This is a genomic window from Clostridium sp. AF36-4 (genome assembly GCF_003435975.1).
Taxonomy (GTDB): domain Bacteria; phylum Bacillota; class Clostridia; order Lachnospirales; family Lachnospiraceae; genus Eubacterium_F.
Map to the genome: position 1 here is coordinate 114,401 of NZ_QTVH01000006.1, position 22,680 is coordinate 137,080.

Below are 22,680 nucleotides of genomic sequence, written 5' to 3' on the forward strand. Positions count from 1 at the left end.
CCTCATACGTTTTATTCATCATCCATCTTTGCAAATAACAGTCCAAAGGTACCAGGTCCGCAGTTAATGGCAACCGCCGGAGATGCCTTTTGATAAATAATGTTCTCGATTGCATCTTTTTCTCTTACTTCTTTTGTAATTTCCTTTAACTCATCATTCGTTAGTCCTGCATAGGTAATAAACAGCATCTTTTTATCCATATGAAGCTCTTTATTAAACGTGGAAGCAATGTATTTCTTCCATGCCGTTTTTCTTCTGCCAACATAAATTTTCTTTATTTTCATCCTGCCATTTTTTAGAACAACTACAGGATGGAGCATAAATGCCTGACATAGTTTATGAACCTTTTCTGAAATTTTTCCTGCCTGCATCAGATATCCCGTCTCGCTTACAATAAAACTTGTCTGAATCTGTTTTTTATAAGCCTTAAGTTTCTGCACAATATCCCCGGCTCCCATTCCGCCGGCAGCACAAGATAGGGCATACAAAACGATAAGTCCCATACCACTTGACAATTGTCCGGAATCAATAACCATAACATTATCAAACGCCTTTGACGCTTCCAGCGCATTCGCAAATCCGGGACTAACACTTTCTGCCATAGAAATATGGACAACAAACTGCGCTTTCGTAAGCTGTTCGGCAAAAAACTCTTCGTAATCACTTACTTTTGGTGCCTCCGACTGCGCCATTTCACCACGCTCTTTCATATAGGCAAGGATACCATCTGTCTCCGTTTCCACACCATCTAAAAATTCACCACCCTCTGTTTTCACGCGATAGGGCATCACAGCAGCTAAATTTTCATCTATGAGATAATCCGGTAAATCGGATGTGGTATCCGTCGATATCATAACCGGCACTTTTTTCCTGTGCTCTAAAATCGGTGCCTCTATCATTCCCACGGTTCCTTCCGCATTGAATTGCCTGAAAAGATTTTTAGGAAGATGACGAATAAGTTCTTCCTCCAATTGTACACCACTGACCGGTTTTAACAAATACCCATCAAATCCTTCGCGAAAATAAAGTGCTTTATTTTCACTTCCGGCATTTGCTGTCAGTGCCACAACCGGCGTATTTTGATTGAAACCACCCATCTGGGTCCGAATCGCATGCAGACATTCAATACCATCCATTTCCGGCATCAGATGATCCATAAAAATAACATCATATCTCGTCTGAAGACTTTTCTTTAAACACTTTTCTCCACTTTCTGCCGTATCCACCATAACTTTTGTGTCACGAAGCAGTTTTTTTGCCACCATCCGGTTCATTTCATTATCGTCCACAATTAAGACGCGTGCTTTTTCTGCCTCAAAACTTTGTTTGTACGATTCTCTTTGATTTGTGCCATGTCTTGTCTCCAAATCCAGTTCACCGATCTCTTCATTGCTTACCACTTTTTGTGGAATTGTAATGATAAATGTGGAGCCTTTTGTATACACGCTGTTTACGGAAATGTCACCTCCCATAAGTTCTACTAACTGCTTCACAATCGAAAGTCCCAGTCCGGTCCCCTCTATATAGCGGTTTTCACTCTCGTCAATGCGTTTGAATGCTTGAAATAAATACGGAATACTTTCTTTTTTAATTCCCATTCCGGTATCCGTCACCGAATAAGAAATTAATGCATTTCCGTTCTCCTGCTCTTTGCACTGAATGGATAAAGTAACAGCCCCCTCTTTTGTATATTTAACCGCATTATTTAGTACATTAATGAGAATCTGTTTAATCCTCACTTCATCACCAAACAGCTGGGATGGCAGCAAAGGGTCCACATTGATATGAAATTCAAGCCCTTTTTCCTTTGCCCGTATCCAGAGCATATTCACAACATCGGATAACATATCTCCTGTTTCGTAAACGGCCGGAACAATCTGCATTTTTCCCGATTCAATTTTTGACATATCCAATATATCATTAATCAGCGTCAAAAGCATCTTGCTTGCCCCCTGAATACTCTTGGCATCGCCGGCTGCTTCATCCGAAATTTCTTCTCGCAAAATCATCTCATTCAGTCCAATAATAGTATTTATCGGTGTCCTGATTTCATGGCTCATACTTGAGAAAAAATGATTCTGCATCCGGTTTAATTCTTCAATTTCTTTTTTTTGCTCCTTCGCAATCTTATTTTCTTTCCGGTACATCGCATTTTGAAATAAAATCATGCTGCACACAAGAACCGTCACTGCTGCCAATGTAAAAAAGGAATCCGCATAAGCAGCATGAATTGTATGGGACCCCATAATCTGAGGATTTAAATAAGCAATCAGATAACAAACACCATACAGGCAGAAACTGCTGGCAATCAATATGTACTTTGCCTTCTCCTCAACTACCAGACAGGCAAAAACAACGCCAAACATCAGCCAAATCGGGCCGCCTCCATAAATCCCTCCACTTGTCAAAAAGTTAAAAGGAAGCGCAAAATAAATCAGCAAAACGGAAATCAGCACTGCTCCTATTTGAATTTTATGAAAATGGATGGAAAAATACGTTATCGCAACCGCAAGCGCAAATACCACAAGAAGTGAAAGGGTGTTTGCCATACTTTCTCCTAACACAAGACCAACAAGAATTCCCATTGCCAGTCCCATTAAACCAATCGTGACCAGAAGGCGGAACAATCGTTCCTGAAGCCCTAATTCATGATTGTTAAACACCTGTATCAATCGTTTTGGATTCATTCGCATTCACCTCTTTCCACACGTTTGTAAAGCTTCTTTGTTTTATTAAGTGCCCGGTCAAATTCAAAATCCGTGACATCTTGTTTGATATTCTCAATCAATTCTCTCCCCGACAAGTTTGCACACTTTATATGCTGCAGTTTTTGAATAATTTTTTCTGCATCATCTATTTCGTAAGCACGCAATTTTTCCATCAAAAGCATTAATTCTTCCAATAATTTTTCGCTATTTATTTGCGTTACAGAAAACTCCTCTTCTTCCAACACAGTACCAAGCAGGCTGCCGATTTCCGCAACCGCCGCTGCATACTGGTCTAGAACTTCTTTGTGATTCTTCTCAATGAAATCCCAGTCTTTTTCTTTCGCTGCCATTTCCAAATCTTTTGCCAGATCAGACAAATTCTCTGCTCCTATCATCTTCGCCGTACTCTTTAAGGCGTGCACACGAATCCGATAATCTTCCATATTTTTCTGCTCATAATCCGCTTCTATCATTTGTCTCTTTTTCACCGACTCACCGTGAAACTGCGCTAACAATTCTCTGTAAAACATTTCATCTCCACGGCAGTATTGCAGCCCGGCATTCCTGTCAAAATTCGTTTTCCTCTCGTCCGCTTTTACAGCCTCTTTTTCCTCACTGACATAGGTAATCGACGATTTCGGAAGCAGCTTGCAAAGAACCCGTTCCAGTGTCATTGTCTCAATCGGTTTTGAAACAAACTCATCAAAACCTTCCTCCATAAACATTTTCTTTGCTCCACTGACTGCATTTGCCGTAAATGCAACAATAATATACTCCTGACCACTCTCTTTTTGCATTTTACGAAGTTGTTTTAACGTTTCAATACCATCCATTTCCGGCATCATATGATCAAGGAAAATAATATCAAATCTTTCCTTTTCACAAGCCGCAATTGCCTCTTTTCCGCTGATTACAGTTTTTACTATCATCTGATAATTTTCAAAAATCCCCTTTGCAACGGTCAGATTCATCGGCTCATCATCCACAACCAACACCTTAATTCCCGGGCATATCATTTTTCGTTTCTTTCTTTTTGACAAATCACTTTCCTTTTCCTTTAAAATATTTAATACAGACTGTGTACAAAGGGGCTTCCGAATTATTTCTATCCGCTTTTCCTGCGGCAGAATAATATTTTTTCCTGCCACAACAACAATCCGCACTTTTGAATCTATCATTTCCAAATAATTCTTATTTACGCGATACTCCTCCTCACCCACAAACAAATGCGTCACCGGTGTCACTTCTAATAACTGTTCCAATTCGTCCCGGTTCGTAACACGGTGCAATGGGATGTCAAACTGTTTTACCATATGCGCAATCATTTTATTATAATACTCTCTTACTTGAGGCACTTTATATTTTTCCGTCATCAAGAAACATGCAACACACAAGTTTTTATTATTAATTAAAGGCTTTTCCGGATTTTCTTCTGCCACCTGCTGTGGAATACTAACCGTAACCGTAGTTCCCCTGCCCTCTTCACTTTCAATCCGCATAAGCCCATTCATCACACGAACCATTCCGTACACAATAGACAAACCTAACCCAAGTCCCCCCACCTTTCGGTTTCTTCCTGTACTTGTTTGGTAGAACCGCTCCGTAATTCTTTCCAGTTCATCTTTTGCAATGCCGACACCTGTATCACTTACTTCAATACACAAATTGATTCCATAAGATTTTTTTAATGAAAAAATTCTGACATAAACACCGCCCTCTTGCGTAAATTTCATCGCATTATCCACTAGATGTTTTAATATCTTTCTTATTTTCCGCTCATCGCCCAAAAGAACCGGTGGAATTTTTGTATCATAGTCAAAAAGCAGTTCGGGCTGTTTTTCTTCTTTTTCCCAATGCTCCGAAACCAAATCACTTACAACCAGAGACGGTGTATAATTTTCTTCGCTCAGCCGGATTTTGTTCGTATCAATTTCTGTGTAATCTAAAATATCTTCAATTTGACCAAATAATCGTTTTCCAGCCATTTGTACCGAGGATAACTGCTCTCTTTTTTCTTGCTCTTCTTCTTTTTGCAGCATGACGGTAGAAATACCTGTAACCGCATTAATCGGTGTACGCAATTCATGAGAAACATTGGTAAGAAAATCTTCGACACGACGATTTGTTTCTTCTAATTTTTCAATTTTTTTATCCGAATAAACACGCTCTGATTTCCTCCTTTTCAATACAAGATTCACAAGACATCCAGATACTAAAACAAGACCAAGATGCAAAAGCGTCCTAGTCACTGTAAGTGCTGTAAGTTCAATGGCATGATTCAGAACAAAGATAAAATCATAGCACATTGTCAAATAATATGTAATCACACAAAGTCTGATAATACTTGATTTTTCCGTTACTGAAAATAGAATCATAATCAAAATCATAAGTGGTGCCAAATCAAACACACTTGTCTGATGAATTCCATAAAAAAAACAAGATATCATCGTCAAGGCAAAATACAGCCACAGCCGCATTCCTCCTGAAACCATATCGGTAATATAAATTACCCAGCTTCCAATCAATGCCGTCAGCAAAAGCACAATTGCTCCCACTTCCCAGCCAAGCAAAAGTGATTCTCCCGTCAAAATAAGCGAGAAAAATGTGTACACTAATAACACAATCAGATGGGTTTCCCTCTGCTTTTCCTTTTCATACATAAAATATCCCTTAACCTTCCCTTTAGTATTATCTTTCTTCTCCACCCCATCTTTTTTTCATATATCCATATAGATTATAAACATTTTATGTATTTGTTGTCAATGATAGTGTGGGGCAATTTAGTTGGTTTCCGGTAATCCAGCAGAAAGGCTTTGTAATTCGTGGGCGCTCCCGCTAAACAAACGCGTAAGGGTATCGGCATGTAAACGACACATGCCTGATACCCGCGTGTTTGTACCCACTCATCACCAAGTCTTTCTGCCGGATTACCGGAAACCAAACAAATTGGCAGCCGAGCATTTGAAACCAGTTATTTGAAACGTAATTGGGGAATCAAGGCATACTTTTCCGCTGATTTGTTTCCAAACGTATGCACATTGTCCACTCAACTTCTTTACTATCGTTTATCTAAAGAATTCGGTTGTTTTTTTCAGAGATTCCAATAAATTCTGTAGAAAGGCTTTGTGACTTGTGGGTTTTGAGTGCGTCGGTATGCAGCACTGGTAGTTTCAGTGCCCATACCGCTACGCACTCAACGAGTGAGAACGCCCACAAGACGCAAAGCCTTTCTACAGAATTTACTGAAATTTCGAAAAAACATCACAACCGAATCCTTGATACCTCCATAACAACAATCTTCAAAAGAGCACCACCCGACATAAAATAAAACCAAACTTCACGTGCCGCCTGCGATTTAGCAATCGGTGTAGCAATGGCAGCAATAATAATGATAGCAGCACCAATGCACCCGATTAAATTAGGAATACTTAGAAGTGGAAAAATTCCCGGTGCACAGCTTCCATCGATTGTGTGTTGAATTGTCTTATCCAGCCCGTCTCTGGCTGCCGCAAAACAGCAGATAACCAAGCCAAATACGAGTACAAATAAAGTCCGTCTTCCCCAGTAAAGGATATTTGCTCTCTGAAAAATCGTATAACCGATAAATCCAAGCAGACATAGAATCATCAGCGTTGTTATCGTTGTCGTTGTATTTCCAAAATAAAGTTTCATTTTCTTCTTCCTCCTTTCAGTATTTTAGCAAAACGTTCTACATGCAGCTCGAGCATTGTTATAATTTCCTCTTTCTCATCTGCTGCATCGTACAAACTGTACATGAGAAAAATCGGACCATAAAAATCCAGTGCTAACTGCCTTGCGTCCGCTTCTTTTCCGGTTAATCCCTTAAAAATTATTTCCATGTAAGATACCGGCCCGGAAACAAGATACTTCTGAAACAATGCTGCCATCGTTTCATCCCGGTACTGCTCAAGCATCAGCATCTTGCGAAAACAATTTGAAAATTCTTCCTCTGTCCAATGCAAAAACTGTACCTTCGTAATCTGCTTAATCTTGTCTATGTCCGCCTCCCGATATCCTCTTATGACTGTTTCGCTGTCTCCTTGTGGCATTTCATACTTTTTCCCGCGCTCATAATCCAGCGAATCCATCCGGTTCACAATGCTGTCAAGGATTTCCTGCTTACTCGTGTAGTGTTTATATAACGCTGCCTTCGTAACTCCTAACTGTCTGGCAATATCATTCATCGAAGTTCCCAGATATCCGTTTTTTGCAAACAACCGTAATGCCTCTTCTAAAATCCGTTCCTTCGTGCTCTTTTCCTCCATAAAATTCTTCCTTTCACTCGGTAGTTACCAATCGGTTACCTTTATTATAGTTACCGACTGGTAACTTGTCAAGCAAAAAGGATACATCTCTAAAAAATTTGTCCCGGAAGTTTTTTCTTTTCCTTCTTTGGAAATGTCTTATCAAACTCTTCGGCTTTCTCTTCGTCCACAAAATACCCCGATGGTGTTGCATATTCTCCGGTAACATCCGACAAATAGCCCGGTATTAATTCTTTACACAAAAAGAACGATGCATCCTCATCTTCTCCCAGCCCGTGATACCGAATACCAAATTCACTGGCAGGTCGAAATCCGCTTTTCCCATAGAAATCAATATCTCCCTCAAAACAAAGTGCCCCACAGCCAAGTTCTTTTGCTTTTTCAATGGACGCATCTAATAATATTTTTCCGTATCCTCTCCGTTTCAACTCTGGTTTAATACAAATTGGGCCCATCGTCATAATCGGAATTTTTCTTCCATCATCTGCTTGGATTACTGCCTTTACAAACACATTCTGACCAATCAGCTGCCCGTCTTTCTCCATGACAAAATCAAGTTCCGGAACAAATGCGTCATCCTCTCTCCAACTAATAATTTTTTCGTAAATTCATCCAATGTTGTTTCAAACTGTTTCTTTACTTCATCCTTGTCCTTTGCCCCATCATACATACTGTAAAAGAAAAACATGACAGCATAAAATTGTGCCGCTAATTCTTTTGCAGGTGAAATCCCCATATGTTCAAATAAATCTTTTACATATTCCGATGGTCCACTCACTAGATACTGCTGATATAACTGCTGCATCTCTTCACTTCGAAACTGCTCTAATGTAAGCATCTTACGAAAAGAAGATGCAAAATCATCTTCCGTCCAGTACAAAAACATCGACTTACTATACCCTGCAAAGTCCTTTAACGATATCTCATCATATTTTTCCGGCATATCCACTTCCTCGCCCTCCGGCATATCATGGTCTTGTGCCTGCTCTGTATCACCTTGCTCCATCCGTTTATTTGTCAAATATTCATTTATACGAATTATGTTTTTTACCTCTGCGAGATGTCCAAATACTCACAGTCTTTTGACCAATCATTCAAATTCAGTGCCATACCATCCAGTTCATCTTCATCCACAAGATACGCAAAGTGCAATTGAATGGTTCCCTTAGAACCTTCTACAAACCACTCGCTTTTCCCGGTTAATTTTTCTTCCAAATAACATGGCATACCATCCGTAAAGGATTTTGAAATATAATTTGGTCTGCCATAGTCCTCATATGTTTTCCGGAAAATCTGCTTGCCTTTTTTCGTCACAAGCTGCAAAGAAGGAACCGGAAACTTGCCGCTTTTTAAAACGGATGCCGAATTCTTAACTGCAAGTGTAACATAAACCAGTTTTGGATGAACCGTCTTTGTTTCTATTACACTTCTCTCCGGTGCCGTGATTCCATTTCCATATTGAATCTGCTCTCTTTCATACGTCTTTAATTTTCCATCGTTATTCACATGCTTTAAAAATGAAGCCTGTTTTTTAATAAATGCGTCCGTTTTCAGCTGATTTGCCGAATCCAAAACCCTAACATCTTTTACTTCATAAACTGCATTTTTGACCTGAGCCGTTCCATTTGTTGAGTAATGCTTTGCATCAATTTTTTCATCCGCCGTCAGGTTTTGCTGCACGTTCCATGCACCCCCGCTTCGCTTGCTGTAAAGAATAAAATCAGCCGCCTCAGCTTTTGACTGTGCTTTTGTAATTTGAATCTTTTCTGCCAAATGAACAAACTCTTTTTTAGGAAGTCCTGTTTGTGCTGCCATCTCAATCAGATAACCATAATCTTCCACAAAAATATAAATTGTCTGTCCATAATCAGTCTTTTTTCTCTTCAGATACTTACTTCCCACAACTGGGTTATAACAGCAGTAAACCGCACGGCGGCCGTTAATTTTCATCGTTTCATTTTCCTTCACATCATAAGCTGAAAGTATCTCCTTCTGTTTTCCTTCTAAATACTGCAAAGAATACCAAAAATCTTTACCCCTTTGACCTCCCTCACGATTCTCATAACATTGAAATTCTTTATTTCTTTCTGTCTTGTGATAACTTTCGCCAAAGTCCGCTGAAACTTTTATATACTTTATTTTCTTCCCTTTGGTCTGATTCATTTCAGCAGTAACCGAATATTTATCCTTCTGAATGGATGTCGTAAAATATCGGTACAACTTTCCGGCGGCCATTACCCCCGAAGGCACAATAAGAATCAGTGCCAATGCGGCAGCCACCGCAATTTTCCCATATTTTTTATATGCACCACTGCAATTTTCTTTCCTAACCGTTTTTTCCCCGGCAAGAATATCATTTTTAATTTGATTCTTAGCTTGTTCCGAAATATTTATTTTTTCATATGATTGTCTAATATCCATCTTTTTCCAATTCCTTTCTTAATATTTTTTTTGCTTTTTGCAGGCGCGTCCGGATTGTTGATTCCGACTTATGTAGCAAGTCCGCAATTTCCCTGCTGTTATACCCTTCATAATAATATAGGTAAACTACCATTTTATACTGGTACGGCAGTTCCAAAATCAAACTCATCATCCCATCTATTTCGGAATGTGAATCCTCCGCTATTTCCGTAAAATCCTCCAACCGATTTCTACGATTCCACCAATGCTTCAACATATCCTTGCACGCATTTGACGCCGTAACGATCAACCACGCTTTTTTATGCTGTTCCGAATCAAAGGTGCGGTCAAGATGATAATATTTCAAAAATGTCTCATGCACAATATCCTCCGCATCCATATGATTTTTCATAAAAGAAAAGCATAAACGATATATGTCATTCACATAGGCTTCATAAGTCTGTGTAAAATTATTTTTTTGGCCGGTACCATCCAAAGTATTCATTCTTTTCTCTCCTCCTTTCACTATAGATACGATTGACGCACGCAAAACGTCGAAACCTTTTTTATTTTTCAAATTGGAAAACACCCTTATAAATAATTGACAGTTTATTCCCTTTTGTTGTATGCTAAAAAAAATTGGAACTATAATTATATCATAATTTTAACACAGGGGGATTCCAAATGAACAAGAACATAACAGTTATGACGGTTTTTGCCGCCCTTTTATTCACAACTATATTATCACCGGTTTCTGCTTATGCGCAAAACACGGCAACACAAATGCCGTCAGCCACCACAACACCTTCTGCCACCACAACACCTTCTGCCACGCAGACACCGGCAGCTACAAATCAGCCAACTGCTGCCCCAAAAAAGAAACAAAAAAAGAAAAAGTCAGTAACTAAAATAACGATAAGCGCAGCCGGTGACTGTACACTTGGTTCCGATTATAAATCTCCGGCAAGCGTTAATTTTTATGCAAAATACAAACAAAAAACACCTTCTTATTTCTTTAAAAATGTTAAGAACATTTTCAAAAAAGACGATTTAACACTTGTCAATTTTGAAGGCACTCTAACAACAAGAAGTACACGTGCCGACAAAACATTTGCGTTTAAGGGAAATCCTTCTTATCTGAAAATTTTACAAAAGGGAAATGTAGATGCTATCTCTTTTGCCAACAACCACTGCCGTGACTTTGGAAATGGAAGTTACCATGACACAATCTCTGTTTTCAAGAAAAACAAGATGCCTTTTGCTTCCTATAGTAAAGTTTCGATTTACAAAACGAACGGTAAAAAAATTGGTATGATTGCAGTCAACGGCCTCGAAGGTGTATCTTCCAGCAAACACTACATAAAAAGCGGTATTCAAAAACTGAAAAAGAAAAAAGCGGACCTTATTATCGTCAGCATGCACGCCGGTATCGAAAAGACAAGTTCTCTGGATGCCGTTCAGAAAAGTATTGCCCACTATGCCGTAAAACAAGGTGCCAATCTTGTCCTCGGCCATCACCCGCATGTCCTGCAGGGAATCGAAAAATACAAAGGTGCCTATATCGTTTACAGCCTTGCAAATTTCTGCTTTGGCGGCAACACAAATCCACCGGACAAAGACACCATGATTTACCAGCAGACCTTTACTTTCAAAAAGAACAAATTACAGAAATCCAATGATGTAAAAATCATTCCATGCAAGGTTTCTTCAACCAACAGCATTAATAACTATCAGCCAACTCCGGCAAAAGAAAAAGCAAAAAAAAGAATTCTTGCGAAAATGAATCGCTATTGTAAACCTTTTAATGTTCATTTCAAAAAAAATGGCAAGGTGGGGCGGTAGCTCCACCTTGCATAACTTACTTTCGACTTAAAATTCCAGACTGTCTGCATTAAGAAGAAAATATTTCATTCCCAGACTGTAGACAAAATCCACGACATTTGTCTACAGTCTGATGGTGCTAGGACAACAGTCCTAGCACCACTTTGTCTTTTTATACTTTTCATTCTACAATAGCCCTTATCATTTGTCAAGATTAATGCATTTATATTCACTCCTTATTTTTGTACATTGCACAAAATTTAGTAATGCTATTGTCCCATGAAGTATCTATTGTTTCGATATCATTACTAATTTTGTGATTTTTCACATTTTACAAACCCAGTAGTTGTTTCTTTTTCGCTGTGAACTCCTCTTCCGTTATAGCTCCCACATCAAATAATTCTTTATATTTTAAAATTTGATCTGGCACTTGTATTGCTTCATTTTTTTCAGTCATTTGTGGTTGTTCCATTACATTATTTAATTTTGATTCGTTAATCGATGCAATTTGGGATTGAATATAATTATATATTTCATTAGCCTGATTCACTTTGCTTTTCGTATTAACGAAGCAAAATATAACATCCATATTAGACTCATCTGCCAAATGACTATTTTGGAAACGGATAAACCCATACTCTTCCTCGCTTATCGGCCCATAAAAAGTAACAATATCATATTCTGCATAATAAATTTTTTTATCCCCTGATGATATATTTAATGTTTCTGATTTCTGAGGTTTGTCATTATAGGAGACATTTCCGCTAATCGCGTTGGATGCAACGCCACTCCCTAATGCTTTTATTCCCGACTTTATAAAACCTCTCCCTGGAACTATATTTCCAATAGCCATAGAAACAATTTGCGTTGCCTGCTGAGCGGAAACATAATCACCAATTCCAATCGCTCCCCTTTTTCCTGCACACATCCTTTTATAAGCCTTTCTAATTTCTTTGATGTCAAAATCCGCCTCTGTTTTAATAATAAGTCTATCCGAACAAACAATTATCTTTTGTCCACACCCTCCACTAAATTTTCTGTATAATCCATCTATCTTTTTTGAAGAAAAAAAACTGCTTAGCCCTTCAATAACTTTTGGAGAATAAGAATATTTACCCGCTAATTTTATGACTTTTTCCATTTGTCTGTCAATTTCTTCATTCGAATCATATTCTTTGTTCTTCCACGTTGAACTCAATAATTTCATGCTACATTTCTTGCACAAACAGACATCTGAATAATGTTCCGGCATTAAACTTTTGTTACCACATTGATCACATAAATCCATTTATCATTCCTCACTCTCATTCTTTTGTTCACTCTGGACTTTGTATTGTTACTCTTATTGCACAATCTTTTTCTTCAAAATCAAGATCCACGTTATATCCATCCGTATTATCTGCAGAATAAGAATTATCAAAAGAAAGTTCATCAACAATATATCCTAATTTTTTACATTTATCTACATATTCATTAAATTCATCGATTGTGAATCCATATGCTTCAAACTTGAACTCATCATCTTCATCTGTATCAGCAATAATGCATTTAGAATCAAGTTTTGGTATTTTTTGCCCAATTGCCCTTTTGGTCCACTGATTTGAAGGTATTATTTCATCATCATAAGAATAACTGTCATTAGCATAGTCATAATACATCGTATGAATCTTGCCATCATCAATATATTTTATAGTAGCGATATCTGGCTCACAAAGTTTCAAATGATTTATATCCTTTAAATAATAGCTGCCACCAAAATAATAACAATTAATTTTATCAACTGTTTGACCAGCATCAATCAATCTGTTTGTTTCGGCATGCATAGAAATTTCTTTTTGTTTTAACTCATTAACATCCTCTTCATTAAATTTAAAGTTCTTTTGTATTTCATCATAAAATTTGTTTTTCTGCTCATTCGTGACATCTTTTTTTACTTTATATGTCAATTCAAAATTTGTAATTACATATTTAGAATTATTGGTTAATTTCATCATCACATAGCGTTCACCATTATCAACTTCAACATTAACCTGATAATTCAACTCTTCAATTTTGATTTTAGCTTTTTCATCTTCCGTATTACCGTTTGCCTCACTTCCAGCTTCCTTGCTTCCACAAGCCCCCAAAATAAATACCATGCAAAAAATAACTACCATTGATAATAATTTTTTCATTGAAATTTCCTCCATTTTACTGTTCTAACACTTTTCGTTGTTTTTTATTTTTAATCTTCATTACTAAAAGAGTCACAGCTCCAGCCATAACAATAACCACACCAATATACCCTATGTACAGTGCTATTCCACCATCATATTTACTGTTTGAAATCACACCTCTGTCTTCAAAATCCCATTGTATAATTCTAAACACAACGAATGTAAGTAAATCAAAAATAATTACAGGTATTGCTTTCCTTAATATAGAAAAAAGCAATGTTAATAGCACAAAAAAAGCAAATACTGAAATCATCGCAATACAAGAAATACTTATGTCTCTTGAAATTTCCATTCCACTTAATGCAGAATATATCCTTGCAAATTTAAACAATGATACATCAAGCAATTGTTCATTTGTTATATCCAATCCCTCAATACTCACCGTATTTGCGTACTTTTCTAAATACTCCCTATGATCATCTGTAGCAGATGCAAAAGGCACAAACAAAGTTATTATTAACATTATTGAGCCAATCAACATAGCCAAAAATGAAACCACAATTATTTTCTTTTTTCCATCTGTTTCTGTCATCTTTCTTCCTCCTTAATCTTCACTACAATGTTCCTTTTCTCTTCCGGTCGAACCACTTCATATCCATATGCTTCCAGCAATTGAATTACATCCTGCGTAATATTGGGCGGAGCAATTTCCTCCTCCTCAAAGCTGGCATTTCCAGCCATTATATGATGCATGGCATCCACAGAAACACCTATGATTTCAGCCAGTCGATACAAATTATCCCGATCTGGGACTCCACCATCCGTTTCCCATTTTGCAATTGCAGATTTGGACACATGCATCTTATTTGCCAGTTCTTCCTGCGTCATAAACTTTTGTTTTCGCCTCGTCGAAATAAACTTTCCGAGGCTAATTTTGACCCCCATAAAACTACGCCCCCTTTCATAATATAACTATATAAATTTTGCAATTGCATTTCAAATTACTTTTTGATTACTCTGCGTAACTTTTCAGATATCTGTGAGATTATCCTATCACAAAATAATCAAGAAAATCCCCACCAAAACGGTGAGGATTTTGCTTATTCTTCTTTTGATATTTTTTTTAGCCCCTGCCTCTCAAGCATATCATCAATTTCAAACAATTCATATTTCCTATTATTAATTGCGACAATGAAACAGGCATCTCTCTTATCCTTCGCATACAATGGATTCATTCCATATAATTTAAGTGCCCGGTTCACTTCATCCAGCAAAAAATGTCCCGCTATGCAAAATCGAAGAATCAAATCGCGGTTTTTCGTATGCTTTTCCATATTTAGAATTTTCTCGCCGTAAGATTCAGAGACGCCGGCAATTGAATAAATATCCTTCAGACATATTTTTCGATTCGTACACATTAAATTCTTATTCGCCAAAACATCTTTCATATAATAAGAAAATGTTTTCTTGTCATCTGCCATATATTTTTTGTTGTCTTTGTAATAATCGCCCAATTGCTCCGGCTTCATTGTTTCCAAAAGTTCATCCAGTTCATCTGTCCTTTTTTCCTGCATTCGTATTCTCCCCTAAATAGTTGTCCAATCGTTCAATTAATTCGTCTGCACTATACCGGGTATCCGCATCCAAAGATATACACCGTTCTATAATATCCCACATTTTTCCTTGTGCCGGTTTCTCTTTTGGAAGTTTTCCGGTAAGCATTACATTTAAAAGAATCCCAACTGCATAAATATCGGTTTTATCTGAGGACGCTTTCATCCCATATCCGGCCTGCTCCGGTGCCGCATAGTCCTTAGTGCCAAGCAGTCTTGTATCTTCTTTTTCCTCCGAATCATACCATTTTGCTACATTCATATCAAGTAACACCACTTCTCCCGATTTGGTGAGCATAACATTTAATGGTTTGATGTCCCGATGAATGATTGGGCACTCCAGTGTATGCAATTCATTTAAAATACAACATAAATCCCTTACAATACGCGCCGCCTCAAATGGCTCAAAAGTTCCTTCTTTCAGGTATTCCGATAATGAACTTCCTTCGATGTATTCCTCAACAACCACTAAATACCTGTCACCCCGATAAACCTTAAAAATCTGTGGCATATGGGCAATTGGATGACACGCAAGATACCGATACACACTTTCATTATATGTACTGAGAATTTTCTTTACATAGTTTTTCCCATCCATTTTTACGAGTACAACATTCTCTCTTTCATCCAAATTGCGGATTTCTTCATAACTCATAAGTTCAATTACGTCTTCATCTGTCATTCCCTTATAAGGATTCGAAAGCGATATCTGATATTCAGCCTCGGACAAATAAATCATACTCTTATCAATTCGGTTTACAAAGCCACACTCTGTGCATTTCCAACTATCACAGTTTTCTTTAAAACCATCCTGTTCATTCAGCAGAGATTCACATTGGTCGCAAATCCACGCCACATCATCGTCTGCTTCCACACGCGGATTTATCAGCATTTCTCCACACCCTTTGCAGACCCAGTAGGGCAAATCGTTGCGATAACCTTTTTGCAATGTTAAATTGGCATCACATCGCGGACAAAATTCATCTCCATCATTTGCTGCCAATTGCCTATAGTTATTTCTGATGATTTCTGAAATAACATCAGCCGCAATTTCACTTCCCATAACACTCGGATGGCAGCCATCATCTGCGTAAATAGGTGTATCACTTGAATTTTCATAAAATGCTGTCCCTACATCCGCAATAAGTGCGTTGTTTTCTTTTGCAGCTTCATAATAACTTTCATGCATCTGCTCATACATTTCATCATATGAAAGCCCAAGTTTTACAAGTTTACCGCATCCCTTCTGATAAGCCCACGTCGCATAAAAAACCGGTTTTGCACCTATCGACCATATCAAATCACACAAATCTCCTGCACTGTCGCGAAATCTTTCTTTCGCGGTAATCGGTCCGTTGCTCATTTCCTGCAAAATAACAAAATCCCACGGTTCTTCTTCCAATGCCGCTAATGTTTTTGCTCCCATTTTTGTATTAGGATTCAAATGTTCCTTTAACCTTGCACCACCTCTTGTATGTGCTACAACCTCCGCACCGGTTCTTTTTGCAATTAATTGGGGGAGGTTGTTAGCCGAGGTAAAACTGTTCCCTAACATAAGTATTCTCATGATAATCACGGTCCTCCTATTGATAAATTTATCATACCAGTTTAGAGGGCGGATAACAACTCATATTAATCAACATGTCTTTTTAGCCCTAGTAAAAATCATAGTCATCCGGATCTAAGCCGGCTTCTTCTAACGCCTCTGCCCTCTCATCCGGATCCATAAGTTCTAACTCATCAACATCAAGGCCTGCTGCCATGGCATCAATTTCAAAATCATCTTCCATATCATCATCGAAATCTCCAGCATCTCCAAATAATGCCTCATGCTCTTCTTTACTCGTGCAAAGCATTTCTTCAGCAAACATCCTCTCACAGCTATCCACCTCACCGTCGCCATCAAAATCCATCCAATCTCTCATCTCTCTACCTCCTACAAAATTCAGAATTATAAGGTTTAAAGGTTCTCTTTGAGTATATAATACATCCCCAGCTGTCCAATAATCATCCCACTCACACTGGATTTTGCATTTTAATCTAAATATACGGAATACATCTTCATATCCTTTGGTTTCTCAAATTTACTATAACTTTCCTCTGCCATATGTATTTTCTCCTGCATCGTTAATACCTCTTTATTATTACCATTATTCTTTTCTGAATTGTTCACCGGTATGCTTGTCTTATCCATCATATTCTCAAATACCCGTTTTATGACCGATACTAATTCATTAAAATTTTCGTCATCTGATACATTATCCCTGTGCTCATCATCTGACAAATTTATCACAATATTCATTGCTCGCAAAACCTCCAGTATTCCAAAATAATATGGCATTTTATATTGTATTTCTTTTGAAAAACATCCATCCATAGCATCTGCTATCATGCTAAAAACTTCTACTCCCCTCGTAATAAAACACATTTGGTCTCTAAGACTTACTTGTTTAGGACCTGAAATCATATGGTTTATACGATCCAGTAATTGTTTTTGCTTCCTTTGCAACTCAATAAGTTCCTCGCTCAAACTCATTTCATGTTCTGGTGGAAAATATGCAACCAACTTTTTCGTATTCTTATCAGGCTTATAACGATAAGTTTCCTCACCATCTTCGATATATCTAAACATTGCCTTGTCTAACAAAATTCTTTTCTGCTCCTCCGATATTTCATCAAAGAAACACTTGTCAATACCAAAAAAATCTGCCAATTGCTTCTTTCTCATTTCTGGAATTTCCTTTTTCCCATTTTCCCAAGCACTTATTATTTGTCTCGAAACTTCCAACCTCTCAGCCAACTGACTCAAAGAAAAATTACACTGTTTTCTTATATATCTTAATCCATTCATTTTCTTTTTTCCTCCAAATATTTTAATATAACATTATGTGCACTTATGTTATATCGATATCATAATTTTAGTTGACAGAGCCTGTCAACCCGTAACCTATAAATTCTTTGGAATAATATTTTTCCCACTAAAAAAGAACTAAATAATGCAAAACGAAACTTCTTCAGCTTCTAATAATTAATTCTACTCTCTCAGCATCACTCGCAAATGATATCTATATACTCTTGTAAACCATTTGCTATTTTCATAAAATCAGAACCATTTACACTTTGAAACACTTCCCCATCACTTGCTTGCCAAATAACTATTCCATCAATATTAGTATCTTCTAGCACATACATATCTTCCCGCACAAATATGCAGTTTTTCTTGTTCTCTTTTGTCACCTTTATTACATTTGTGTGTTCTACAATTCCTAATCCGGTTAATTCATGCCCTTCAATAATTGCAGAACCATACTTTTGTAGGTATTCCCTATAACAATTTGAAAACTCCAATTTTAGCTCTTTTTCGGCTCGTTTGATAGCTTCAATCGCTACACCATTACCATAAATGCAATCTGATATTTCACTTATTTTATTAATCCTAATCACCCCTTACCTTGTAACATTTTTCCATATGCTTTCCAAAATTGTTTACGATATTTAGCAAATTCTTTTCTAATAATTTCTGACTCTTTTCCTGCTGTATGTAAAATACCGCTATTACACCGATGCTCATCCTTAGTTAATATAGCAAGTGTCCCTTCTGCCTTTTGATTGATATGATGAAGCTCATATGGTGCACCTGTGCTTGGCTCCAATGGTGCCAAACCATTTAACATTCTCTTAAGATTATTAACTTCTGTACCATCCGCTAGTTTACTCTTAAATTGTAAATCAATATCACGTGGCAGTATTTTCTTCCCGTCCAATGTCCTTTCATACAATCCAGCCTTTTTATAAACTTCATACTCTTTCATTGATTTAAATTGCTTAATTGTATCTGGAGAAAACTTGGAATCCTTTTGGATTTTTGCGGCATCACTCATTGACAATCCATTTCTAGTACATCCTTTTAGTTTTGATGTCTGTGAAGCCGCACCAGAGATAGAGCCAATAATCGCTCCCCACTTAAATTCCTTACTTCCCTCTAAAGCAGCCGATTTTAACGACTCATTAACGTCACCAGTTTCCATATATGCTATTGTTCCAGAAGCTGCACCGCCTATCACACCAGATGACAACGCACATACGGTTCCCGACTTAGCCGCTACTGCAAAAACAGAACTCACAGCCGCCGCGCCAACTCCCCCTGATACAGCAGATACAGTCACACAGATCAATATGACGCCTGTTCCAACTGCCACATTCTTAATAATTTGATCATAAGTATCATCATATTCCTGAAATTCATTTACTACTGTTTTCCCATCATCCACAGAAAATACAAATTTTTTCCCCTGAAACTGGTTTGCTAGTTCTGATAATGTATATCCAAAATAGATATTTTCTTGAGAATTATACGCCAATTCATCTATATACTCTTGTGAAATATAAACAGCTTCAACGTTTTCAACAAAATATTTCCTATTATCAATTTGATTAAGCAGCGAAGCATATACATTCTCTTCCACATAATCTAACAATTTCGGATTGCTTATATCACGAAACTCTACGCTTGGAACGGTTGTTTGCTCTACAGAAATATTTTTCCTTTTCTCTCCAACCTTTGCACAACCTACGCATAAAAGTGAAAAGCACAATATTAGGGCAACAAATCTTTTCATTTCTCATTCGCCTCGCTTTCAGCTACATTTTCCTTGGTATCATTTTCTTTTCTTGAATTCTTCTCCTTTTTTATGAAACACAATGCCAATATCAAAATAAACACACTTCCAATTACAATCCACACTCTTGGCATCCTTACAATTTTTAACAGTCTACTCAAAAATGTTACTTCTTCTGTTTCACTTGCCATACTCATTCCGGCTATATCCGCCGACTCATAATTTATTGAACCATCCGCATTAATTTTAGCTCCCTGCGCCATCTGCTTTTTTATCTCCTTTAATGAAAGATTAGTTGTAACATGTGCTTTTAACAAATCATTTGTACCAACATATATGATTTTCGTAGTTGTTTGATTAGTATAACGATTTTTTGCCGTAATTGTATATACACCTTCATCTGTATACGATTCTCCATCCGATGCAGGCATATTAAATCTTGTATCTTCAACAAGACCTTCCGCTCCCTCTTTTAATACTTCCTTTTTTACATTAATATCCAAATATTTCGACTTCGCAAGATCAAGATAAAATCCATTTTCTGTTACAGATGTGTTAGTCAACTCATTCTTATTCACTGTATCAAACGGATAAACCATACAATTACCATTCCGTACAGAAAATTTAAAATATATGCGATAATCATACGTTCCTTGTTTCCAAAATTGAATTCCATTATCTACATCTATTTCATAATCCAACGCAACTTCATAGTCTCCCTCTTCACATAACTCTACTTCCGTATCTGCTTTTACTTTCACACTTTCCAAATAATTCTTATGTAACACTGGCTCTTCCGTCTTATTCTGGTAATTCGTATGACGAATTACCAACATGCCTTTACCAAAATCTGTTTTAGGAATTCCAAAGTGCTCGTCATATCCATTCTCATCTTGTTCAATACTTAACTCATCATTTCCATTAAGTTTATCAATATCCTGATTCAATATAAATGATAATTTTACTTTATCCCCAACATTCTTTAAAAAAATTGGACTTCCGGACTTTTCGTCAATTACTCTAGTAAATCCGCCTACATAAAATTCACCCAATTTCCAATTATAATGAGGATCATCTATGTCTATTTCATTTTTTTCAGAATAACCATCGCCATTTCCTGCATTTACTGCAGCTCCTAAATACATTCTTGCTGTTGATACTGGTTCTTTTTCCTTGGCTCTTACATTTGCTGAAACTAATACAATTATCCCAAAACATAATAACATAACTACATATTTGCAAATTCTTTTTCTTATTTTTTTCATAAGCGTCCCCTCTGTTTTACATTTATTCTTTTTTTATTATAAAAAGTTCTTCTTTGCAATTCAACATTAATTTATAACCAATCATCTGTCATTTTTGAAACGATATCTTTTCTAATTACAAAATGAGCCTTTCAGAAAATTAAATAGGTATAATGAATGCCCTCGAATAAATTCTGTGTTAGAATTAAAATTGGCTTGACAAAAACCTATAGGAGAGTGCTTTCACTATTGCTTATATACAATAGTTTTCAAAAAAGGAAATCATTTCAAATATTTACATACCTTTTCTAATTCCCTATCAATTAACCATTACCATTCCAATCTATATTCCAGCACATGGCTTAATAGTTTTCTTGGTTCTACGCCAAATTTCTCAGCTACTTCCATTAACTTATCATCTATTTCCTGCAAATTTTCTTCTTCACACTTCCTTATATCTTCCTCTTTGTGCAACATAAATTCTGCTATACCATATGGTACCGCACCTAATTTTTCAAACAAACCTTGGCTTGCATAGTTATCAGAATCTATTTTAACTCTAAATTCTCTCTTTTGTACCCGCGATTTCATTTCCGACAAAAAAATCTTTAATGCATTATATCCAATACCTTGTCTCCTCCATTTCTCACGCAATTCTATTGCAATTTCCCAATACTCCTTTGAAAGATTATTAATCCCACAATACCCGGCATATTCGTCATCAACCTCTATTGTAGCCATTAATGCTTTATCCTGTATATGCTCGTCCCACAGCATTAACCGGTAGCCTTCCTCTTTAAGCATAGACCTCATCATAGAAGTCTCCCTTTGCAGTTCAAGAAACATTTCTCTATCCGTTTCTTTTACCTTTCGTAATATAACATGACCATTACTCTGCAATGTTTCTCCCGCCTGCCAAAATTTTTCTTTCCAACATCGGCCTTTTTCATCATTAATGGCAGCCGAAAGCACCCTTTCTGCCAGTAAAGTGTCCTCTTGATTTTTTAGATATTCTATTACTTCCTTTTTCTTTTCCTCAAACACTCTTCCGTCTTCTGCCTCAAAAATATCCATTACCTTTTGCACGATATCTTCAACCGCTATCTTGGCAGCCTTATTCAATAATAATTTTTCGCCCATATCTCTACTCCTTTATAACTATTTCTTTTCCAAGTTAAATGCTCTGGAATATTTAATAAGTTTTCTTGGATTACACATTCCACCAATATATTCATAAAGCCTCCCTGCACTTATAAAATCGCCAAGTACGGTATTGAAACTATTTGCGACATATCCAATTTTAGCCAATTTAGTTTTCATTTTTAGGAGCGCAAAATTTGAATTTATATTTTCCTGTATATAAATTCAAAATTCTTATACACACATCCCGATATATCTCCCCTTCACTCTGACTCAAACGTTCCCTCGTTCCATGCCCCAGTAAAGAAATCCTTGAAAAATCATTTTTGACCTTACTCGAATCCGGATTTGTTTCATAGGCTTCCGTCAATTCTGTTTTCAGAACTTTCTTTTCCACCTTAATTTGCTGTTCAATATTTTTCTCTAACGAATTAATATTTCTTTTGTCCTCAGCATAAACACACTTCTTTTTTAGGGACTTCATTACATTTTTGTATTCAGCCTTCCATGCTTTTTTATATGCTTCTCGATTTTCTCTAAGTTCCACCTCTGAAATATCCCAAGACTTTAGTTTAGGGGTGAAGTATTTATCAATGGGATTGTCAGAACCAGAATATTCCTCTGTTTCTTCAACATTTTTCCCGGAATTTTCACTTTGAAAATCTTTACTCTGAGCCTCCTTTGAAGTCACCT

General features: G+C 37.0%; 22 protein-coding genes. 1 reads left to right on the forward strand and 21 read right to left on the reverse strand.

Annotated features, from left to right (window positions below; genetic code table 11):
- Window positions 1-11: 11 nt before the first annotated feature.
- From DW005_RS04965 to DW005_RS05000, 8 genes are all read right to left on the reverse strand, one after another.
- Entirely contained in the window at window positions 12-2,687 is a 2,676-nt protein-coding gene (locus tag DW005_RS04965; RefSeq protein ID WP_117478410.1) for a DegV family protein, read from the reverse strand.
- Window positions 2,684-5,368 (reverse strand): ATP-binding protein, encoded by a 2,685-nt coding sequence (locus DW005_RS04970; RefSeq protein WP_117478411.1) that lies wholly within the window; start codon window positions 5,366-5,368, stop codon window positions 2,684-2,686. Before DW005_RS04970 ends, DW005_RS04965 begins: the two co-directional genes overlap by 4 nt.
- 601 nt (window positions 5,369-5,969) lie before the next feature.
- Window positions 5,970-6,380, reverse strand: a complete 411-nt coding sequence (locus DW005_RS04975; RefSeq protein ID WP_022378195.1) for a hypothetical protein — start codon at window positions 6,378-6,380, stop codon at window positions 5,970-5,972.
- Window positions 6,377-6,994 carry a TetR/AcrR family transcriptional regulator gene (locus DW005_RS04980; RefSeq protein WP_117478412.1) on the reverse strand — a complete coding sequence of 206 codons (618 nt, stop codon included), beginning with the start codon at window positions 6,992-6,994 and terminating at the stop codon, window positions 6,377-6,379. The genes DW005_RS04975 and DW005_RS04980 overlap by 4 nt, the downstream gene beginning before the upstream one ends.
- 89 nt (window positions 6,995-7,083) lie before the next feature.
- Window positions 7,084-7,539, reverse strand: coding sequence for a GNAT family N-acetyltransferase (locus tag DW005_RS04985; RefSeq protein ID WP_117478413.1), 456 nt, complete (start codon window positions 7,537-7,539; stop codon window positions 7,084-7,086).
- On the reverse strand, window positions 7,518-8,000 hold the full coding sequence (locus DW005_RS04990) for a TetR/AcrR family transcriptional regulator (protein WP_147324414.1): 483 nt from the start codon (window positions 7,998-8,000) through the stop codon (window positions 7,518-7,520). The genes DW005_RS04985 and DW005_RS04990 overlap by 22 nt, the downstream gene beginning before the upstream one ends.
- A 41-nt stretch (window positions 8,001-8,041) precedes the next feature.
- A complete protein-coding gene (locus DW005_RS04995; protein ID WP_117478415.1) occupies window positions 8,042-9,415 on the reverse strand; it encodes a hypothetical protein in 1,374 nt (457 codons plus the stop codon).
- The gene (locus DW005_RS05000; protein ID WP_022378198.1) at window positions 9,405-9,899 is read right to left on the reverse strand and encodes an RNA polymerase sigma factor; all 495 of its coding nucleotides are present in this window, start codon (window positions 9,897-9,899) and stop codon (window positions 9,405-9,407) included. Before DW005_RS05000 ends, DW005_RS04995 begins: the two co-directional genes overlap by 11 nt.
- A 179-nt stretch (window positions 9,900-10,078) precedes the next feature.
- Here DW005_RS05000 and DW005_RS05005 point away from each other — a divergent pair, with 179 nt between their 5' ends.
- Complete coding sequence (locus DW005_RS05005; RefSeq protein ID WP_117478416.1) at window positions 10,079-11,236, forward strand: CapA family protein; 1,158 nt, start codon at window positions 10,079-10,081, stop codon at window positions 11,234-11,236.
- A 310-nt stretch (window positions 11,237-11,546) separates the two neighbouring features.
- Here DW005_RS05005 and DW005_RS14165 read toward each other — a convergent pair whose 3' ends face one another.
- The 13 genes from DW005_RS14165 to DW005_RS05075 all read right to left on the reverse strand — a co-directional run.
- Window positions 11,547-12,503 carry an SHOCT domain-containing protein gene (locus tag DW005_RS14165; protein WP_242989368.1) on the reverse strand — a complete coding sequence of 319 codons (957 nt, stop codon included), beginning with the start codon at window positions 12,501-12,503 and terminating at the stop codon, window positions 11,547-11,549.
- A gap of 28 nt (window positions 12,504-12,531) precedes the next feature.
- Window positions 12,532-13,389, reverse strand: a complete 858-nt coding sequence (locus tag DW005_RS05015; protein ID WP_117478417.1) for a DUF6591 domain-containing protein — start codon at window positions 13,387-13,389, stop codon at window positions 12,532-12,534.
- A gap of 16 nt (window positions 13,390-13,405) precedes the next feature.
- The gene (locus tag DW005_RS05020) at window positions 13,406-13,963 is read right to left on the reverse strand and encodes a hypothetical protein (protein ID WP_117478418.1); all 558 of its coding nucleotides are present in this window, start codon (window positions 13,961-13,963) and stop codon (window positions 13,406-13,408) included.
- Complete coding sequence (locus DW005_RS05025) at window positions 13,960-14,316, reverse strand: helix-turn-helix transcriptional regulator (protein ID WP_117478419.1); 357 nt, start codon at window positions 14,314-14,316, stop codon at window positions 13,960-13,962. Before DW005_RS05025 ends, DW005_RS05020 begins: the two co-directional genes overlap by 4 nt.
- 155 nt (window positions 14,317-14,471) lie before the next feature.
- On the reverse strand, window positions 14,472-14,945 hold the full coding sequence (locus DW005_RS05030; protein ID WP_117478420.1) for a hypothetical protein: 474 nt from the start codon (window positions 14,943-14,945) through the stop codon (window positions 14,472-14,474).
- On the reverse strand, window positions 14,923-16,551 hold the full coding sequence (locus DW005_RS05035) for a protein kinase (RefSeq protein ID WP_117478421.1): 1,629 nt from the start codon (window positions 16,549-16,551) through the stop codon (window positions 14,923-14,925). The genes DW005_RS05030 and DW005_RS05035 overlap by 23 nt, the downstream gene beginning before the upstream one ends.
- 88 nt (window positions 16,552-16,639) lie before the next feature.
- The gene (locus DW005_RS05040) at window positions 16,640-16,909 is read right to left on the reverse strand and encodes a hypothetical protein (RefSeq protein ID WP_022375763.1); all 270 of its coding nucleotides are present in this window, start codon (window positions 16,907-16,909) and stop codon (window positions 16,640-16,642) included.
- 110 nt (window positions 16,910-17,019) lie between these two features.
- Window positions 17,020-17,835: a helix-turn-helix transcriptional regulator gene (locus tag DW005_RS05045; RefSeq protein WP_022375764.1), complete on the reverse strand. Its 816-nt coding sequence runs from the start codon at window positions 17,833-17,835 to the stop codon at window positions 17,020-17,022.
- A 197-nt stretch (window positions 17,836-18,032) separates the two neighbouring features.
- A complete protein-coding gene (locus tag DW005_RS05050; protein WP_117478422.1) occupies window positions 18,033-18,428 on the reverse strand; it encodes an SMI1/KNR4 family protein in 396 nt (131 codons plus the stop codon).
- On the reverse strand, window positions 18,425-19,603 hold the full coding sequence (locus tag DW005_RS05055; RefSeq protein WP_117478423.1) for an HNH/ENDO VII family nuclease: 1,179 nt from the start codon (window positions 19,601-19,603) through the stop codon (window positions 18,425-18,427). Before DW005_RS05055 ends, DW005_RS05050 begins: the two co-directional genes overlap by 4 nt.
- Window positions 19,600-20,868 (reverse strand): hypothetical protein, encoded by a 1,269-nt coding sequence (locus DW005_RS05060; RefSeq protein WP_117478424.1) that lies wholly within the window; start codon window positions 20,866-20,868, stop codon window positions 19,600-19,602. Before DW005_RS05060 ends, DW005_RS05055 begins: the two co-directional genes overlap by 4 nt.
- Window positions 20,869-21,177: 309 nt before the next feature.
- The gene (locus DW005_RS05065) at window positions 21,178-21,987 is read right to left on the reverse strand and encodes a GNAT family N-acetyltransferase (protein ID WP_022375765.1); all 810 of its coding nucleotides are present in this window, start codon (window positions 21,985-21,987) and stop codon (window positions 21,178-21,180) included.
- Between the two features lie 169 nt (window positions 21,988-22,156).
- Window positions 22,157-22,680: hypothetical protein (locus DW005_RS05075; RefSeq protein ID WP_207658727.1), on the reverse strand; the 524-nt coding region annotated here is incomplete at its 5' end.

Coding starts and splice junctions, on each gene's coding strand:
- DW005_RS04965 (WP_117478410.1), bottom strand. CDS start 2,687: ATGAATCCAAAACGATTGATACAGGTGTTTAACAATCATGAATTAGGG.
- DW005_RS04970 (WP_117478411.1), bottom strand. CDS start 5,368: ATGTATGAAAAGGAAAAGCAGAGGGAAACCCATCTGATTGTGTTATTA.
- DW005_RS04975 (WP_022378195.1), bottom strand. CDS start 6,380: ATGAAACTTTATTTTGGAAATACAACGACAACGATAACAACGCTGATG.
- DW005_RS04980 (WP_117478412.1), bottom strand. CDS start 6,994: ATGGAGGAAAAGAGCACGAAGGAACGGATTTTAGAAGAGGCATTACGG.
- DW005_RS04985 (WP_117478413.1), bottom strand. CDS start 7,539: ATGGAGAAAGACGGGCAGCTGATTGGTCAGAATGTGTTTGTAAAGGCA.
- DW005_RS04990 (WP_147324414.1), bottom strand. CDS start 8,000: ATGGAGCAAGGTGATACAGAGCAGGCACAAGACCATGATATGCCGGAG.
- DW005_RS04995 (WP_117478415.1), bottom strand. CDS start 9,415: ATGGATATTAGACAATCATATGAAAAAATAAATATTTCGGAACAAGCT.
- DW005_RS05000 (WP_022378198.1), bottom strand. CDS start 9,899: ATGAATACTTTGGATGGTACCGGCCAAAAAAATAATTTTACACAGACT.
- DW005_RS05005 (WP_117478416.1), top strand. CDS start 10,079: ATGAACAAGAACATAACAGTTATGACGGTTTTTGCCGCCCTTTTATTC.
- DW005_RS14165 (WP_242989368.1), bottom strand. CDS start 12,503: ATGGATTTATGTGATCAATGTGGTAACAAAAGTTTAATGCCGGAACAT.
- DW005_RS05015 (WP_117478417.1), bottom strand. CDS start 13,389: ATGAAAAAATTATTATCAATGGTAGTTATTTTTTGCATGGTATTTATT.
- DW005_RS05020 (WP_117478418.1), bottom strand. CDS start 13,963: ATGACAGAAACAGATGGAAAAAAGAAAATAATTGTGGTTTCATTTTTG.
- DW005_RS05025 (WP_117478419.1), bottom strand. CDS start 14,316: ATGGGGGTCAAAATTAGCCTCGGAAAGTTTATTTCGACGAGGCGAAAA.
- DW005_RS05030 (WP_117478420.1), bottom strand. CDS start 14,945: ATGCAGGAAAAAAGGACAGATGAACTGGATGAACTTTTGGAAACAATG.
- DW005_RS05035 (WP_117478421.1), bottom strand. CDS start 16,551: ATGAGAATACTTATGTTAGGGAACAGTTTTACCTCGGCTAACAACCTC.
- DW005_RS05040 (WP_022375763.1), bottom strand. CDS start 16,909: ATGAGAGATTGGATGGATTTTGATGGCGACGGTGAGGTGGATAGCTGT.
- DW005_RS05045 (WP_022375764.1), bottom strand. CDS start 17,835: ATGAATGGATTAAGATATATAAGAAAACAGTGTAATTTTTCTTTGAGT.
- DW005_RS05055 (WP_117478423.1), bottom strand. CDS start 19,603: ATGAAAAGATTTGTTGCCCTAATATTGTGCTTTTCACTTTTATGCGTA.
- DW005_RS05060 (WP_117478424.1), bottom strand. CDS start 20,868: ATGAAAAAAATAAGAAAAAGAATTTGCAAATATGTAGTTATGTTATTA.
- DW005_RS05065 (WP_022375765.1), bottom strand. CDS start 21,987: ATGGGCGAAAAATTATTATTGAATAAGGCTGCCAAGATAGCGGTTGAA.